The organism is Streptomyces sp. NPDC088194 (genome assembly GCF_040702025.1).
Taxonomy (GTDB): Bacteria; Actinomycetota; Actinomycetes; order Streptomycetales; family Streptomycetaceae; genus Actinacidiphila.
The window spans coordinates 1-15,538 of sequence record NZ_JBFBIV010000138.1 but is presented as its reverse complement, the minus strand read 5'-3'; the positions used below and the strand labels follow the sequence as shown (position 1 = coordinate 15,538).

General features: G+C 74.1%; 13 protein-coding genes. 5 read left to right on the top strand and 8 right to left on the bottom strand.

Features of this window, described 5'->3' with window-relative positions; genetic code table 11:
• Window positions 1–227: 227 nt before the first annotated feature.
• The 5 genes from AB0399_RS37970 to AB0399_RS37950 all read right to left on the bottom strand — a co-directional run bounded on the left by AB0399_RS37970 (window position 228) and on the right by AB0399_RS37950 (window position 6,840).
• Entirely contained in the window at window positions 228–1,352 is a 1,125-nt protein-coding gene (locus AB0399_RS37970; protein ID WP_366414384.1) for an XdhC/CoxI family protein, read from the bottom strand.
• A 29-nt stretch (window positions 1,353–1,381) separates the two neighbouring features.
• Window positions 1,382–2,851, bottom strand: coding sequence for an NCS2 family permease (locus tag AB0399_RS37965; RefSeq protein ID WP_329363651.1), 1,470 nt, complete (start codon window positions 2,849–2,851; stop codon window positions 1,382–1,384).
• A gap of 163 nt (window positions 2,852–3,014) precedes the next feature.
• Window positions 3,015–5,402, bottom strand: coding sequence for a molybdopterin cofactor-binding domain-containing protein (locus AB0399_RS37960; protein WP_329373799.1), 2,388 nt, complete (start codon window positions 5,400–5,402; stop codon window positions 3,015–3,017).
• Between the two features lie 83 nt (window positions 5,403–5,485).
• On the bottom strand, window positions 5,486–5,962 hold the full coding sequence (locus AB0399_RS37955; protein ID WP_366414383.1) for a (2Fe-2S)-binding protein: 477 nt from the start codon (window positions 5,960–5,962) through the stop codon (window positions 5,486–5,488).
• Window positions 5,953–6,840: a xanthine dehydrogenase family protein subunit M gene (locus AB0399_RS37950; protein WP_329363653.1), complete on the bottom strand. Its 888-nt coding sequence runs from the start codon at window positions 6,838–6,840 to the stop codon at window positions 5,953–5,955. The genes AB0399_RS37955 and AB0399_RS37950 overlap by 10 nt, the downstream gene beginning before the upstream one ends.
• A gap of 447 nt (window positions 6,841–7,287) precedes the next feature.
• On the opposite strand from AB0399_RS37950, the gene AB0399_RS37945 reads away from it, so the two are divergent.
• The 4 genes from AB0399_RS37945 to AB0399_RS37930 all read left to right on the top strand — a co-directional run bounded on the left by AB0399_RS37945 (window position 7,288) and on the right by AB0399_RS37930 (window position 11,953).
• Complete coding sequence (locus AB0399_RS37945; protein ID WP_366414382.1) at window positions 7,288–9,171, top strand: PucR family transcriptional regulator ligand-binding domain-containing protein; 1,884 nt, start codon at window positions 7,288–7,290, stop codon at window positions 9,169–9,171.
• A gap of 326 nt (window positions 9,172–9,497) precedes the next feature.
• A complete protein-coding gene (locus tag AB0399_RS37940; protein ID WP_366414381.1) occupies window positions 9,498–10,250 on the top strand; it encodes a hypothetical protein in 753 nt (250 codons plus the stop codon).
• Window positions 10,251–10,483: 233 nt separating this feature from the next.
• On the top strand, window positions 10,484–11,137 hold the full coding sequence (locus AB0399_RS37935) for a hypothetical protein (protein WP_329363661.1): 654 nt from the start codon (window positions 10,484–10,486) through the stop codon (window positions 11,135–11,137).
• Window positions 11,138–11,245: 108 nt separating this feature from the next.
• Entirely contained in the window at window positions 11,246–11,953 is a 708-nt protein-coding gene (locus tag AB0399_RS37930) for an SDR family oxidoreductase (protein ID WP_328470817.1), read from the top strand.
• Between the two features lie 50 nt (window positions 11,954–12,003).
• Here the strand turns inward: AB0399_RS37930 and AB0399_RS37925 are convergent, their stop codons facing one another.
• Window positions 12,004–12,909, bottom strand: coding sequence for an NAD(P)H-binding protein (locus AB0399_RS37925; protein ID WP_366414380.1), 906 nt, complete (start codon window positions 12,907–12,909; stop codon window positions 12,004–12,006).
• Window positions 12,910–13,012: 103 nt separating this feature from the next.
• Between AB0399_RS37925 and AB0399_RS37920 the strand changes: the two genes are divergently transcribed.
• Complete coding sequence (locus AB0399_RS37920) at window positions 13,013–13,621, top strand: TetR/AcrR family transcriptional regulator (protein WP_366414379.1); 609 nt, start codon at window positions 13,013–13,015, stop codon at window positions 13,619–13,621.
• 71 nt (window positions 13,622–13,692) lie between these two features.
• On the opposite strand, the gene AB0399_RS37915 is transcribed toward AB0399_RS37920, so the two are convergent.
• Together AB0399_RS37915 and AB0399_RS37910 are read right to left on the bottom strand one after the other, a co-directional pair.
• The gene (locus tag AB0399_RS37915) at window positions 13,693–14,796 is read right to left on the bottom strand and encodes a CU044_5270 family protein (protein ID WP_366414378.1); all 1,104 of its coding nucleotides are present in this window, start codon (window positions 14,794–14,796) and stop codon (window positions 13,693–13,695) included.
• On the bottom strand, window positions 14,793–15,434 hold the full coding sequence (locus AB0399_RS37910; protein WP_366414377.1) for an RNA polymerase sigma factor: 642 nt from the start codon (window positions 15,432–15,434) through the stop codon (window positions 14,793–14,795). The genes AB0399_RS37915 and AB0399_RS37910 overlap by 4 nt, the downstream gene beginning before the upstream one ends.
• Window positions 15,435–15,538: the final 104 nt, after the last annotated feature.

The window sequence follows — 15,538 nt, the reverse complement described above, 5'->3', positions numbered from 1 at the left end:
CGGGCGCTGTAGTGCGGATGGTCGGCGGCGATACGCGGGGGACGCCGTCGTATTCGTGTCGTCGAGTCTTCTTCGGTCGCCATGCGGCGGGGCACCCCAGAGAGAACCCACCACGCAAGGACCCGAGCACATCCAGGGGCGCGGGGAACTGCGCGACCAGCCCACCACCGGCGGGTGGTCCCGGGGCGGCCGGACAGGGGCACCCTGGAGGGTCCAGTTGCCGCCGGTCAGGCCACCGCGTGGATGGGGGTGTGCGCACCCGTGAGGGGGCGGCCGGTGGCACCGTAGCGGAGCGCGACGACCTCCGCGGCAATGGAGAGCGCAGTCTCCTCGGGAGTGCGCGCGCCGAGGTCGAGCCCGATCGGGGACCGCAGCCGGTCGAGCGCGGCCTCGGGCAGCCCGGCCTCGCGGAGGCGGTCGAGCCGTTGGAGGTGGGTGCGGCGCGATCCCATCGCGCCGACGTAGGCCACCGGAAGGCGCAACGCCCGCTCCAGCAAGGGCACATCGAACTTCGCGTCATGCGTGAGCACGCACAGCACGGCGCGCGGGTCGACCCGCCCGGCCGCCACCTCCGCGTCGAGATAGCGATGCGGCCACTCCACCACGACCCGGTCGGCCTCGGGGAAGCGCCCGGCCGTGGCGAACACCGGCCGCGCGTCGCAGACGGTCACGTCGTACCCGAGGAACTTCCCCGCCCGGACCAGCGCGGCCGCGAAGTCGATCGCACCGAACACGAGCATCCGCGGCGGCGGCACGCTCGACTCGACCAGCAGCGTCAGCGGCTGCCCGCACCGGCTGCCGTCGGCGCCGATCTGCACCGTGCCGGTGCGCCCGGCCGCGAGCATCGCGTGCGCCTGCCCGGCGGCCGTACGATCCCGCGGGCCGTCGCCGAGCGAGCCGTCGTACGACCCGTCGGTGCGCACCAGCAGCGCGCGGCCGAGGAGTTCCGCGGGGCCGGCGGCGATCCGGGCGACCGCCGCCGCCTCACCGGAGGCGGCGGCGGCCAGCGCGCGGACGATCTCGGGCCGCACCCCGGGATCGATCCGCTGGACGAGGATGTCGATCACGCCGCCGCAGGTCAGACCGACCGCGAAGGCGTCCTCGTCGGAGTAGCCGAAGCGCTGCACCACGGTCGGGGGGCCGTCGCCGGACAGCGCCTCGCGGCACAGTTCGTAGACGGCGCCCTCGACGCACCCGCCGGACACGCTGCCGACCGCGGTGCCGTCGCCGTCCACGGCGAGTGCGGCGCCGGGCTGCCGCGGGGCGCTGCCGCCGGTGGCGAGCACGGTCGCGACGGCGAACGGCCGACCGCGCCCGCACCAGCGGTGCAACTCGGTTGCGATGTCCAGCATGGCGGTTCAACTCCTTGGGCGGGATGCGGCTACTTGACGCCGAGCCAGCTCTCGATGGGGTGCAGGGCGAAGTAGACGGTGAAGACGGCGGTGAGGACCCACATGAAGACCCCGGGCTCGCGCCACTTACCCTGCGCGGCCTTGATCGCGGTGTAGGAGACGACGCCCGCGCCGACGCCGGCGGTGATGGAGTACGTGAACGGCATCAGTGCCACGGTCATGAAGACCGGGACGGCCACGGACCGGTCGGACCAGTCGACGTGCCGGGCGTTGCCCATCATCATCGCGCCGATCACCACCAGCGCGGCGGCGGCGACCTGGCCGGGCACGATCTGGGCGAGCGGGGTGAAGAACAGGCCGAGCGCGAAGAGCACACCGGTGATCACCGAGGACAGACCGGTGCGCGAGCCCTCGCCGACGCCGGTCGCGGACTCGATGAAGACGGTCTGCCCGGAGGCGCCCGCGACACCGCCGATCGCGCCGCCGGCGCCGTCGATGAACAGCGCCTTGGACAGGCCCGGCATCCGGCCGCGCTCGTCGGCGAGCCCGGCCTCGGTGCCGACGCCGATGATGGTGGCCATCGCGTCGAAGAACCCGGCGAGCACCAGCGTGAAGACGATCACGCCGACCGTCATGCCGCCGATGGAGCCCCAGCCGCCGAACTCCACGTGTCCGAAGAGCGAGAAGTCCGGCATGGACACCGCGCTGCCCTGGAGCTTGGGCGCGGTGCCGCCCCAGTCGGCCGCGGTGAGGTGGCCGGCCGCGTTGACGACGACGGCGAGCACCGTGCCGGTCACGATGCCGATCAGGATCGCGCCGGGGATGTTGCGGGCCTGGAGCATGAAGATCAGCAGCAGCGTCACGCAGAACAGCAGCACCGGCCAGCCCGACAGCTTCCCGTCGGGGCCGCCCAGCGCCACCGGGGAGGTGCCGTGCGGGTCGCCCTTGCCGACGAACCCGGCGTTGACCAGGCCGATCAGCGCGATGAACATGCCGATGCCGATGGTGATGCCGTGCTTGAGCGGCAGCGGTATCGCGTTCATCACGATCTCGCGCAGCCCGGTGACCACCAGCAGCACGATCACCGCGCCGTAGATCACGCACATGCCCATCGCCTGCGGCCAGGTCATGTGCGGCGCGACCTGGGTGGAGATCACGCCGGCGACGCTCAGGCCGGCGGCCAGCGCCAGCGGGACCTTGCCGAAGAAGCCCATCAGCAGCGTGGAGACCGCCGCGGCCAGCGCGGTGGCGGTGATCAGGGCCGCGTGCGCGAGCTTGACGCCATGCGCGTCCGGGCCAGACAGCAGCAGCGGGTTGAGCAGGAGGATGTAGCACATCGCCATGAAGGTGGTGATGCCGCCGCGCACTTCGCGGGGGATCGACGACCCTCGGTCGGAGATGTGGAAGTACCGGTCGAGCCACGATCTGCCGGCGGGCACGCGTGAGCCGGGGCCCGCGTCCTCCGCCGCCGTCTGCGGCTCTACGGGTGTCTGGGTCATGTGTAGCCAACTCCCAAGGTTCACAGGGGCACCCGCCCGCGGCTCGCGGAACGGGATTTGGGATAGCGCCCCTTCAGGCGCGGCCTGCACGACCCGGGGGACGGCCCGAGGCGAACAAGAGAGGGGTCCGGGGCTCGGCCCGTGGTGCGGCCGGCCCCGGGCCCTACGATCCGGTGAGGTGTTCCGGCCGGACCGGGGTTCGGTTCAGCTCCAGGCCGGTCGCCTGCCGGATGGCGGCGAGCACGGCGGGAGTCGAGGACAGGGTGGGCGCCTCGCCGATGCCGCGCAGCCCGTACGGGGCGTGGTCGTCGGCGAGTTCGAGCACGTCGACGGGGATCGTCGGGGTGTCGAGGATGGTCGGGATCAGGTAGTCGGTGAAGGACGGGTTGCGGACCTTCGCGGTCTTCGGGTCGACCACGATCTCCTCCATGACGGCGACGCCGAGGCCCTGCGTGGTGCCGCCCTGGATCTGGCCGACCACCGACAGCGGGTTGAGCGCCTTGCCGACGTCCTGCGCGCAGGCGAGTTCGACCACCTTGACCAGGCCGAGTTCGGTGTCGACCTCGACCACGGCGCGGTGCGCGGCGAAGCTGTACTGGACGTGGCCGTTGCCCTGTCCGGTGCGCAGGTCGAACGCCTGGGTCGGGCGGTGCCTGAACTCCAGTTCCAGGTCGACGGATTCGCCCTCCAGGACGTCGGCGATGTCGGCCAGCGCCTCGCCGCCGTCGGTGACGACCCTGCCGTCCTCCAGCAGCAGTTCGGCGGTGGCCCACGCCGGGTGGTAGGTGCCGAACCTGCGCCGGCCGATCTCCAGCACCCGTTCGCGTACCGCCTCGCAGGTGTTCTTCACCGCGCCGCCGGTCATGTAGGTCTGCCGGGAGGCGGAGGTGGAACCGGCCGAGCCGACCCGGGTGTCGGCGGGCTGGATGGTGACCTGGGTGACGCCGAGTTCGGAGCGGGCGATCTGCGCGTGTACGGTGACGCCGCCCTGCCCGACCTCGGCCATCGCGGTGTGCACGGTCGCCACCGGTTCGCCGTTGATGACCTCGATCCGCACCCGCGCGGTGGAGTAGTCGTCGAAGCCCTCGGAGAAGCCGACGTTCTTGATGCCGACCGCGTAGCCGATCCCGCGGACGACGCCTTCGCCGTGCGTGGTGTTGGACAGGCCGCCGGGCAGCGCGCGGACGTCGGCGCCCTCGGTGGTACGCCACTGCTGCTCGGGCGGCAGCGGCATCGCCTTGACCCGGCGCAGCAGTTCGGCGACCGGCGCGGGCGAGTCGACCGGTTGCCCGGTCGGCATGATCGTGCCCTGCTCCATGGCGTTGCGCTGCCGGAACTCGACCGGGTCGAGGCCGAGTTCGGCGGCGACCTTGTCCATCTGCGCCTCGTAGGCGAAGCACGCCTGGACCGCGCCGAAGCCGCGCATGGCGCCGCAGGGCGGGTTGTTGGTGTAGAGCGCGAGCGCTTCGATGTCCACGTCCTCGACGACGTACGGTCCGATCGACAGCGAGGCGGCGTTGCCGACGACGGCCGGCGAGGCGGAGGCGTAGGCGCCGCCGTCCAGCACGATCCGGCAGCGGACGTGGGTGAGCTTGCCGTCGCGGGTGGCGCCGTGCTCGTAGTGGAGCCGGGCGGGGTGGCGGTGGACGTGGCCGAAGAACGACTCGAAGCGGTTGTAGACGATCTTCACCGGCTTGCCGGTACGCAGCGCCAGCAGGCAGCCGTGGATCTGCATCGACAGGTCCTCACGGCCGCCGAAGGCGCCGCCGACGCCGGAGAGCGTCATCCGGACCTTGCTCTCGGGCAGGCCGAGCACCGGGGCGATCTGCCGCAGGTCGGAGTGGAGCCACTGGGTGGCGACGTACAGGTCGACGCCGCCGTCCTCGGCCGGCACCGCCAGGCCCGACTCGGGGCCGAGGAACGCCTGGTCCTGCATGCCGAAGACGTAGTCGCCGCGCACCACCACGTCGGCGCGGGCGGCCGCGGCGTCGGCGTCGCCGCGCACGATCGGCTGGCGGTGCACCACGTTGGGGTGCGGGACGTGCCCGCTGTGGTGGTCGTCGCGGCCCTCGTGCACCAGGATCGCGTCGGGCGCGGTCGCGGACGCCTCGTCGGTGATGACGGGCAGTTCCTCGTACTCGATCCGGATCTTCGCGGCGGCCCGGCGGGCGGTCTCGGGGTGGTCGGCGGCGACCAGGGCGACGGGTTCGCCGTGGTGGCGGACCTTGCCGTGCGCGAGCACCGGGGTGTCCTGGATCTCCAGGCCGTAGTTCTTGACCTCGGTGGGCAGGTCGTCGTAGGTGAGCACCGCGTAGACGCCGGAGGTGGCCAGCGCCTCGCCGGTGTCGATGGACAGGATCGTGGCGTGGGCGACGGTGCTGCGCAGCGTGTAGCCCCACAGCATGTCCTCGTGCCACAGGTCGGAGGAGTACGCGAACTCGCCGGTGACCTTGAGGATGCCGTCGGGGCGCAGCGTGGACTCGCCGATGCCGCCCTTGGTGCCGGCGGCGCCGGTGCCCTGGGTGAGGCTGGTCGGAGCGCGCCCGGGCACGGCGGCGGCGCGAGGCGCCCGGGCGGTGCCGGTCCCCCGGTCGGCGCGCGGGAGGTTCGCCGTACGGTACTGGTCGGCCACGGTCACACCGCCTGTTCGGTACGGGCGGCCGCCAGGCGGACCGCGTCGAGGATCTTCTCGTAGCCGGTGCAGCGGCACAGGTTGCCCGACAGCGCCTCGCGGATGTCGCCGTCGGACGGTTCCGGGTTGCGCTCCAGCAACTCGTCGGCGGCGACCAGCAGTCCGGGCGTGCAGAAGCCGCACTGCACGGCGCCCGCGTCGACGAACGCCTGCTGGACGGTGGACAGTTCGCCGTCCGGGCCGGACAGGCCCTCCACCGTGGTCACTTCGCGGTCCTGCGCCTGCCCGGCGGCGACCAGGCAGGAGCAGACCGGCACGCCGTCGAGGCGGACCGTGCACGAGCCGCACTCGCCCTGCTCGCAGGCGTTCTTGGAGCCCGGCAGCCCCATCCGCTCGCGCAGGACGTACAGCAGGCTCTCGCCCTCCCACACGTCGTCCGCCTCCTGCGGGCGGCCGTTGACGGTCATCGTCACGCGCATGACGCACTCCTCTGGTCGCCGCGGTACTCCTGCCAGGTCCACCCCAGGGTGCGGCGGGCCATCACGCCCAGCGCGTGCCTGCGGTACGACGCGGTGCCGCGCACGTCGTCGATCGGGTTGGCGGCCCCGGCCACCAGGTCGGCGAACTGCCGTGCCACCGAAGGCGGTACGGGTCCGCGGCTGTCCCACAGCCCGGCCTCGTCCAGCGCGGCGGCCAGGAACTCCTCGGCGGTCCTCGCCCGGATCGGGGTCGGCGCGGCCGAGCCGATGCCGGTGCGTACGGTGCGGGTGTCGGGGTGCAGCGCGATCCCGAAGGCGCACACCGCGATCACCATGGCGTTGCGGGTGCCGACCTTGGAGAACTGCTGCGGGCCGCTCGCCCGGCGCAGGTGCACGGCCCTGATCAGCTCGTCGGGCGCCAGCGCGTTGCGCTTCACCCCGAGGTAGAAGTCGTCGATCGGGATCATCCGGGTGCCGCGGACCGACTCGGCCTCGACCTGGCCCCCGCCGGCCAGCAGCGCCGGGTGGGCGTCGCCGGCCGGGGAGGCGGTGCCGAGGTTGCCGCCGACGCCACCGCGGTTGCGGATCTGCGGGGAGGCCACGGTGTGGGAGGCGAGCGCCAGCCCCGGCAGTTCGGTGCGCAGGTGCTCCATGATCTTCGTGTAGGGGACGGACGCGCCCAAGCGCACGGTGTCCGCGCCGGTCTCCCACTCCTGGAGTTCGGTGATGCGGTTCAGGTCCAGCAGGTACTCGGGCCTGCGGTGGTCGAAGTTGATCTCGACCATCACGTCCGTGCCACCGGCGATGGGCACGGCCGCTGGGTGCTCGGCCTTTGCGGCGAGCGCCTCCTGCCAGGTGGCGGGGCGCAGGAATTCCATGGGGATTCTCTTCTCGGCTGATCCGGATGCTCGTCCTGCTCCGGATGCTCGGCGGATGCTCGGCGGGGCGGTCCATGCGGGGCTGCTCGTGCGGGGCTGTTCATGTCCTGTACACGCGGCGTGCGGCCAGTACACGGCCGCGGGGCCGTTCGGGTGCAGTCACCGAACACATGAAGCACTTGGCTGGCCAACAGGTAGGTCTTGTACATTCCTCCGAAAGGGGCTGTCGCGAAACGTCGCCGCATCCCACCGGCAACACGCGTGCAGCACACTTCGCGAGTGGTGCCGGTGATCACCGGCACCCGACCCCCAGGACGGCGCGGCACCGGGCGGACGCGGCGACCGGACGGCGTGGCGCCGGCACGGACGGTGTGGCACCGGCACGAACGGCGGCGGACGACGGGCGACGGGCCCGCGGGGCCGGCGAGCAAGGACGAGGCGAGGACGATGCGGCTGAGCGCACTGCTGGACACCGACGCACTCGGTCTGCGGCTGCTCAGCGGCGAGGACGAGCTGGACCGGACCGTACGCGGGGTGATGACCACTGACCTGCGCGACCCGAGCCGCTATCTGACCGGTGGCGAGCTGGTGCTCACCGGGCTCGCGTGGCGGCACGGACCGGCCGACTCCGAGCCTTTCGTACGGCTGCTGTCCACCGCCGGGGTGGCCGCGCTGGCCGCGGGCAACGCCGGGATCGGCACGATCCCGCAGGACCTGGTCGACGCCTGCGCGCGGCACCGGCTGCCGCTGTTCTCGGTCGACGAGCGGGTGGCCTTCGCCACGATCACCGAGTACGTGGTCCGGCAGGTGTCCGGCGAGCGGGCCGGGGACCTCGCGGCGGTGGTGGACCGGCACCGGCGGCTGATGTCGGCGGGGGCCGGCGGCGGTGGGCCCGAGGCGGTCCTCGACCTGCTCGGCAGCGACCTCGACCTGCGGGCGTGGGTGCTCTCCTCGACCGGCCGGGAGATCGCCGGCGCCGGGCAGCCGCTGCCCGCCCCGGTCCGCGCCGAACTGGCCGGCGCGCAGCAGGCCGCGAGCCGTACCGGACGGCCGGCGCCGTACCGGACCGCGGCGCAGAGCGGCCGGGTGTACTCGCTGTTCCCGGTACGGACCGGCACGGACGCCGGCGCCGACGTGCGCGCCACCGTCCTGTCGGACTGGTTCCTCGCGGTCGAGGCGGACGCCGGGGAGTGGCCGGCCGAGCGGCTGGAGCTGCTGCGCGGGGTGACCCTGCTCATCGGGGTGGAACGGGAGCGGCGGGACGCCTCGCGGGCGGTGCGTCGGCGGCTGGCCACGGAAGTGTTCGAGCTGGTCAGGGGCGGTGCGGCACCGTCGGAGATCGGGGCGCGGCTGCGGGCGGCGGCGCCGGTGCTGCTGCCCGGGGGCGGGGCTCCGCCGCAGTGGCAGATCGTGGTGGCCCGGGTGGACTGGGCGGACGCGGGCGCCGAGGCGCCCCCAGGGCCGGTCGCGCGGGCGCTGCTGGAGGAGTTGCTCGCGGACCCGGCGGAGCCGGGCGCGGAAGCGGCCGACCGGGTGGCGGTCGCGGTCGCGGAGGACCGGGCGATGGCGCTGGTCCCGCTGGAGCCGGCGGGCCGCGGCGCCCTCGGCTCCCCCGCCGGCGCTGACGGCTCGGCCGGTTCGCCGGGTTCCCCGGGTTCCGCCGGTCCTGCCGGCGCCCCCAACTCCCCCAACTCCCCCGCCTCCGCCGGTGCCGCCGGCGCCGCGGGCTCACGCGGCTCGGCGAAGCGAGCCCCGGGCCATGCCCCCGCGGCTCCCGCGAGCGCCGCTTCCCCCGCCTCCGGCGACAGCGGCAACCCCCCGGACGGCGAGCCGGTCGCGCTGCGGGCCGACCTCCTGCTGGCCGCCGTCCGCGGTCCCCTCGCCCGGGGCCTGGCCGAGGACGGCCGGCTGACCATCGGCGTGAGCGCGGCCGTCGACTCCCCCGAGGGGCTGCGCGGCGCGCTGGAGGAGGCCCGGCACGCCCGCCGGGTGGCCGCGGCCCGCCCCGGCCGGGTCTGCGTCGCCGGCCACGACGAACTGGCCTCCCACGTCCTGCTGCTGCCCTTCGTCCCCGACGACGTGCGCCGCGCCTTCACCGCCCGGCTGCTCGACCCGCTGCGCGCGTACGACCGCAGGCACCGCGCCGAACTGATCCCGACGCTGGAGGCGTTCCTGGAGTGCGACGGGTCCTGGACCCGGTGCGCGAGCCGGCTGCACCTGCACGTCAACACGCTCCGGTACCGGATCGGGCGGATCGAACAGCTCACCGGACGGGACCTGGCCCGACTCGAGGACAAGCTCGACTTCTTCCTCGCGCTGCGGATGAGCTGACCCGGTCCGGGGCGAGCCGGCCCGTCACCGCGGACCGGCCGAACCGGTGCCCGAGGGCCGTCCGACCCGCCCCGCGCCGGACCCGGACCGCTCCCCGCCGAACGAGCCGCGCGGGCACTCGTTGTGACCGTGGTGTGCGCCCCGCGTGCGCCGTTCGTGCGCTCGTGAAAGTGATCCCGTTCACAAGAAGTGATCTCCGACCCCTTGGCGCGGGCCCCTTCCGCGTGCTGGACTTCCGCCACTGCGCATGCGCACGGCACACACATGCATACATGCACACACGCACTTGCTCGCACTGGCTCGAAGACGCGCTTGGGGGAGATGCTGTGGCGGACACCGCCTTGTCGGAATCGGTGGTCGGGGTACCGGACGTGTGGCGGCTGCGGGCACGCGGCTGCTGGGCGGAGGCCGCGGCACTGCTCGCGCCATTCGCCGCCGACGACGCCGGAGCCGCACTGAACAGGGCGGAACTCCTGGTGGAGGCGTGTTTCTACCAGGTCGACGGATGGGCCGAGGCGGAGGACGCGCTGCGTACCGCCGAGGCGCTGGCGAGCAGCGACGAGGAGCGCGGTGCGGCCGCCTCCGAGCGCGGCTGCCTCGCCTACGGCGCCACCGTCTTCTCGGTACGCGACCGCGCTGACGAGGCCCGCTCCGCGTTCGGCCGCAGCGCCGCCCTGCTCGGGCCCGGCTCCCCCGGCCGCCCGCTGCTGGACTTCCGGCGCGGCCTCGTCGCCGAGAACATCGCGGCGAACCCGGCCGCCGCCCGCGCCGCCTACCGCCGCGCCCACGCGGGCGCGGTCGCGCACGGCGCCACCCTCCTCACCTCCTCCACCTGGCGCCACCTCGCCGGCCTCGCCGCCACCGAGGGCGACCTCGCCGAGGCCCGGCACGGCTTCACCGAGTCCCTGCGGATTCGGGTCGCGCTCGGCCACCTGGTCGGCACCGCCCCGGCGTTGCTCTCGCTGGCCACGGTCACCCCCGACCCCGACGAGTCGGCCCGCCTGCGCACCGAGGCCGCCCGGCTGCACACGCTCCTGGGCGGCGTCCCGGTCTGGCTGGCGCCCGACCTCGCGGGCTGACGGCACGGGGGCAATCCCCACCATCGGTCGGCGGGTTCGCCGGATTCCGGGGCCGCGGGGCGCCGCCGTAGCGTCGGGGCAGCGGGGAGGGTGCGGCACACGCCGGCGTCCGACCGCCTGTACTGGCCCCGGACCGAAGGACCGTCACCATGACACCGCGAGCATCCCTCCCGCCGAGTCCCGTCCCCCGCGCCCGCCCCCGCCCGGCCCTGGTGTGGGGCGGAGCGGTCGGCGTGGCACTGCTTCTGACGGGATGTCACCTCGCGGGCTCGTACGACCACACCGCCACGTCGGTGTACACGGTCGGCGGGCACGTCACCTCGCTGCGGCTCGACGGTTCGGGCGGCAAGATCCTGGTGGACGCGGGGGCGGCCACGACCCAGGTCAAGGTGACCGAGACCGTGCACTACGACGGCAAGCGGCCCACCACCGCGCACACGGTCGACCGGGGCGTGCTCGACCTGGACAGCAAGGCGTGCACGCACGGCGACAAGTGCCGGGTGGACTACCACCTCCAGATGCCCGCGGCGATGGCCGCCCGACTGCTCAGCCACGGCGGCGCGACCACCGTGCACGGCGCCGCGGGGAAGCTGACCGTGGACAGCGCGGGCGGGCAGGTCACCGCGGACGGCACCGCCGCCGCCGACGTGACGGTCCGCTCGCACGGCGGCGGCGCGTCGCTCTCCTTCACCGACGCGCCCCGCGACGTGGACGTGGACTCCGCCGGCGGCGCCATCAAGGTACGCCTGCCGTCCGAGGGCTACGCGGTGCACGCGGAGTCGGGCGGCGGCGGGAAGGAAGTGGGCGTCCGGGTCGATCCCCGCTCCGCGCGCACCGTGACGGTCGACAGCCACGGCGGCGGCATCCACGTCCTCCCGGCCGCCTGACCGCGCCGCCACCCCCGTCGGCCCCGCTCCCCCGTCGTCCCCGGGACCCGCCCAACCCAGGACAAGGAGGTCCTGGCTGCGCGCGGCGCCCTGCCGCACCCTGGACCCATGACCACCACACTGATCACCGGAGCCAACAAGGGGCTGGGCCGCGAGACCGCCCGCCGGCTCGTCGAAGCGGGCCACACCGTCTACGTCGGCAGCCGCGACCCCGAGCGCGGCCGGCGCGCCGCCGAGGAGTTGGGCGCGCGGGCCGTCGTCATCGACGTGACCGACGACGCGTCCGTCACCGCCGCCGCGAAGGCGATCGAGGCCGACGGCGGCCTCGACGTCCTGGTCAACAACGCCGGCATCGAGTCGCGGACGGCGGACAACGGCATCATCGGCGCCGCGGACCTCACCGTCGACACGATGCGGCCGCTGTTCGAGACGAACGTGTTCGGCGTGGTGCGCGTGACCCACGCGTTCCTGCCACTGCTGCGGCGCTCGTCCGCGCCGGTCGTGGTCAACGTCAGCAGCGGCCTGGGCTCGCTGGCCCGGCTCACCGCCGAGGGCACCCCGACCCACGCGTACCCCGGCGTCGCCTACCCGGTGTCGAAGACCGCGGTCAACGCGCTCACCGTGCAGTACGCGAAGGCGTTCCCGGAGATCCGGATCAACGCGGTGGAGCCCGGCTACACCGCGACCGACCTGAACGGGCGCACCGGCGTCCAGACCGTCGAGCAGGGCGCGGAGATCATCGTGCGCATGGCCCAGGTCGGCCCCGACGGCCCGACCGGCGGGTACTTCGACGTCAACGGCCCGCTGCCCTGGTAGCCACCGACCCACGGCTGAGCGCGGGGCACGTACGGCCGGAAGGCCCGCGCTCAGCCCGCGACGGCCGGCTTGAGGACGTCCTCGCACCACTGGCGGAAGGTCGTCGGCGTGGTGGAGCGCGCCGTGCGCGGCTCGGCGTCGTAGCACCCGGCGTCGACCTCCGCGAGCAGGTCCACGACGGACCGCGCCCACGCCCCGGGCATGCCCTGCCGCGTCAACTGGGCCTTGAACGCCTCGCCGGGGACCTGCTGGTAGCGGATCGGCCGTCCCAGCACCTCGGACATGACGCGCGCCATGTCGCGGTACGACAGGTCCTCGGCGCCGAGCACCGGCACGCCCTCCTGGCCGTCCCAGGAGCCGTCGAGCAGCAACTCGGCGGCGACGGCGGCGATGTCGCGGGTGGCGCAGGTCGGTATCCGCCGGTCCCCGGAGATCGGCAGGAAGAACACGCCCTGGTCCCGGATCGGCCCGAGCTGCTGGAGCAGGTTCTCCATGAACGCGGGCATCCGCAGCGACCGGTAGGCCACGCCGGTGCTCTCGATCAGCGCGTCCAGGGCCCGCGAACCGAGTCCCGGACCGGCGGACGCGTGCGGGGCGGCGGGCGCGCCCAGGCCCGTCACCGCGACCACCCGCCGGACATCCCGCGCGCTGATCGCCTCGCAGGCCGGCCGGGTGAAGTCCACCGCGTAGCCCGCGACTTCGGCGCCCTCGGTGTACGGCGGCACCAGCCAGAAGACGCTGTCCGCGCCCGCGAACGCGGTGGCGAGCACCTCGGGGTCGGTCATCGAGCCCTGGACGACCTCGACCCGCCCGCGCACGTCGGGCGCGAGCCGGGAGGGGTCACGTGCGATCACCCGGACCGGCTCACCCCGCTCGCCCCGCTCGCGCCGCCGGGCGAGGACCTCGCCGAGAACCTGGCGGCCGATGTTGCCTGTGGGTGTGGTGACGACGATCATGTATCTCTCCCGACCGGTGACACGTGACGGAGAACGAGGAGCGAAGTAAACTCTACCGTACCGTTTACTTCGCGGCCGGAACAGCACCAAGAGAGGACGCCGCATGGCGAAGCGCGGTGACGAACTGCGGAAGCACATCCTGTGGACGGCGAAGGACGTCTTCCTGGAGATGGGCTTCGAGCGCGCGTCCATGGACGTCGTGGCCGCCCGCGCCCAGACCTCGAAGCGAAGCCTGTACGCGCACTTCGAGAGCAAGGACAACCTCTTCCTCGCCGTCGTCGACCTGGTGCGCGAGCTGTACCTCGGCAAGCTCAGGACGCCCGCCGACTACAGCGACGACACCACCGAGGCGGTCGTGCTGTTCTGCGGCCGCTTCCTCCAGATGCTGGTGTGGACGCCCACGGTGCGCACCTGCCGGCTGGGCATCTCCGAGGCCGGCCGGCTCCCCGAGGCGTCCGCCCGGTACTACGACGCGATCTTCGCCACCGCCCACGAGCGCCTGGCCGCCTACCTCACCGAGCGGCGGGGGTTGACGCCCGAGGCCGGCGCCGCGATCACCCGCGACCTGCTCGGCCGTACCGTCTACCCGGCCTTCACCCGCGCCCTGTTCGGCGTCGAGCCGTCCCGCGACAGGGCTCCCGACGAGGCCGCGATCGGCACGGACGTGGACCTCGCGCCGATCCGCGCGGCGGTCGCCGCCTCCCTGCCGTAGCCGAGCGCCGCCAGGCGGCCCGGGGCGCCGGGCGGGGCGTTCGCCCGGCCCCACCCGGCGCCCCGGCGGCGTCAGCCCTGAGCCGTGGCCGGCCGCGGCCGGCGGACCTGCGCGGCCGTGGGCTGCTCGCCCTCCTTGTCCACCACCGCCCGCTCCAGCACGGCGTCGGCGGAGAGCATCGTGCCCTTGCGGCCCTCCCCGGTGTCCTTGAGCAGATAGGTGCGCGAGCCCAGGTAGGACAGGTCGTTCGCGTCGAACACCCACTCCGTGCGCTGGCCGTAGCGGGTGTCGTCGCGGCGGACGCCGACGCCGTGCCGGCCGGTGGCGTCCGTCGCGCCCGGGTCCGTGACGACGCCGGGGATGAGTGCCGCTGCCTTGTAGAGGGCCGCGGCGGTCCGCGGCGGCATCACGCTCTCGTCGATGAGCCCGCCGATCGTTGCGAACACCGCCTGGTCCTGCTCCTGCCCCGCATTCCCGGGCGTGTGGGCGTACAAGTACGCCACCAGGGCTTTCGGGTCGGTGGGCAGCGAGGCGAGCCAGCGATACGTCGAGCGGGAGAAGCCGGGCGGCGTGCCGTCGGTGTCGCCGAGCGACGCGTTGATCGGAAAGGTCTCGCCCTCCTCGCGGACCAGGCCCATCCGCTTGACCGGTCCCCGCGCCTGCGAGGACCAGATCTCCCTGGTGTGCAGCGCGCCGGGCACCGCCGTGCCGCTCGTCTCGTCCGCGCCCTCGGTCATGCTCTTCACGTACACGAACTGGTCGTCCCGGACCGGGGTCGCGTCTCCGGCGAGGGCGACGTCGGAGATCCGGTAGAGCAGGGTGGACGCCTGCTGGGCGGCGGGTGCCCCGGCGCGCGGGGCGACCGCGGTCCCGTGGCCGCCGCCGCGCGTCGCCAGGCCGGCGGTGAGCGCGCCGGCCACGGCGAGGGCGGTCAGCGAGGCAAGTACGGCGGGGCGCGGCCGGCGCGTACGGCGCGGGGCCGGTGCGGCCTCGGTCGTGCGGGCACTGTCGAGGTCGTGGTCGATCTGCTGCATCAGGAGTTCCTTGTGGTGCAGGTGGCGCTCGCGCGGGAGGTCCCATCGCGCCGGCGGCGGCAGCAGCCGCGCCAACTCGGTGGCGTCGGTCCGATCGCCGCTGGAACGCTCGGTTCCGGGGCGGGACGGGGTGTCGCTCATCGGGTCTCCTCCCGTACGGGCAGGGCCGCGAACACGGCCCTGCCTGTTCCCTCTCCGCGGCCGCGGCGCGGTTCCGTCCGCGCGGCCTCCTCCTCGCTCAGCCGGCCGAGCCGGGCCCGGGCGCGCGACAGCCGCGAGCGCACGGTGCCGACCTTGACGCCCAGCGCCTCGGCGGCCTGGCCGTAGTCCAAGCCCTCCCAGACGCACAGCACCAGCACCTCGCGCTCATGCCTGCGCAGCCTGCCGAGCGCGGCGTGCACCGCGGCGAGCCGGCGGGCGTCGTCGAGGCGGCCCACGGTCTCCTGCGCGAAGTCCGCGACCGCCCGCGGCTCCGGCTGCCGGGCCAGGAAGGCCAGCCGGCGGCCCCTGCCGCGGTTGGCGTTGTGCGCCTTGTGCGTCGCGATGCCCAGCAGCCACGGCCGCAGCGACCCGCCGTCCGGCTCCACCCGCTGCCGGACCCGCCAGGCCGCCAGGAACGTCTCCGACATGACCTCCTCGGCCGCCGCCCAGTCCCCGGTCAGCCGCAGCGCGTGGTTGTAGACCGTCCGCGCGTACCGCTCGTACAACTCGGCGAACGCGTCGCGCTCCCCCGCCCGCACCCGGCGGCGCAGGCCGTCCTCATCTTCGGTGTCCCTCACACCCGTTACCTCTCCGCGGACCGCAAGCCGTTCCCGTGACCTGCGCCACTCCCCCACCACCCCGCGGTCAGCGCCGGTCGAGGGCGGCGGCGACCTCGACCGGC

Bases quoted from the DNA above. Each gene is read 5' to 3' on its own strand.
- AB0399_RS37970 (WP_366414384.1), bottom strand. From the start codon at position 1,352: ATGCTGGACATCGCAACCGAGTTGCACCGCTGGTGCGGGCGCGGTCGG.
- AB0399_RS37965 (WP_329363651.1), bottom strand. From the start codon at position 2,851: ATGACCCAGACACCCGTAGAGCCGCAGACGGCGGCGGAGGACGCGGGC.
- AB0399_RS37955 (WP_366414383.1), bottom strand. From the start codon at position 5,962: ATGCGCGTGACGATGACCGTCAACGGCCGCCCGCAGGAGGCGGACGAC.
- AB0399_RS37950 (WP_329363653.1), bottom strand. From the start codon at position 6,840: ATGGAATTCCTGCGCCCCGCCACCTGGCAGGAGGCGCTCGCCGCAAAG.
- AB0399_RS37945 (WP_366414382.1), top strand. From the start codon at position 7,288: ATGCGGCTGAGCGCACTGCTGGACACCGACGCACTCGGTCTGCGGCTG.
- AB0399_RS37930 (WP_328470817.1), top strand. From the start codon at position 11,246: ATGACCACCACACTGATCACCGGAGCCAACAAGGGGCTGGGCCGCGAG.
- AB0399_RS37925 (WP_366414380.1), bottom strand. From the start codon at position 12,909: ATGATCGTCGTCACCACACCCACAGGCAACATCGGCCGCCAGGTTCTC.
- AB0399_RS37920 (WP_366414379.1), top strand. From the start codon at position 13,013: ATGGCGAAGCGCGGTGACGAACTGCGGAAGCACATCCTGTGGACGGCG.
- AB0399_RS37915 (WP_366414378.1), bottom strand. From the start codon at position 14,796: ATGAGCGACACCCCGTCCCGCCCCGGAACCGAGCGTTCCAGCGGCGAT.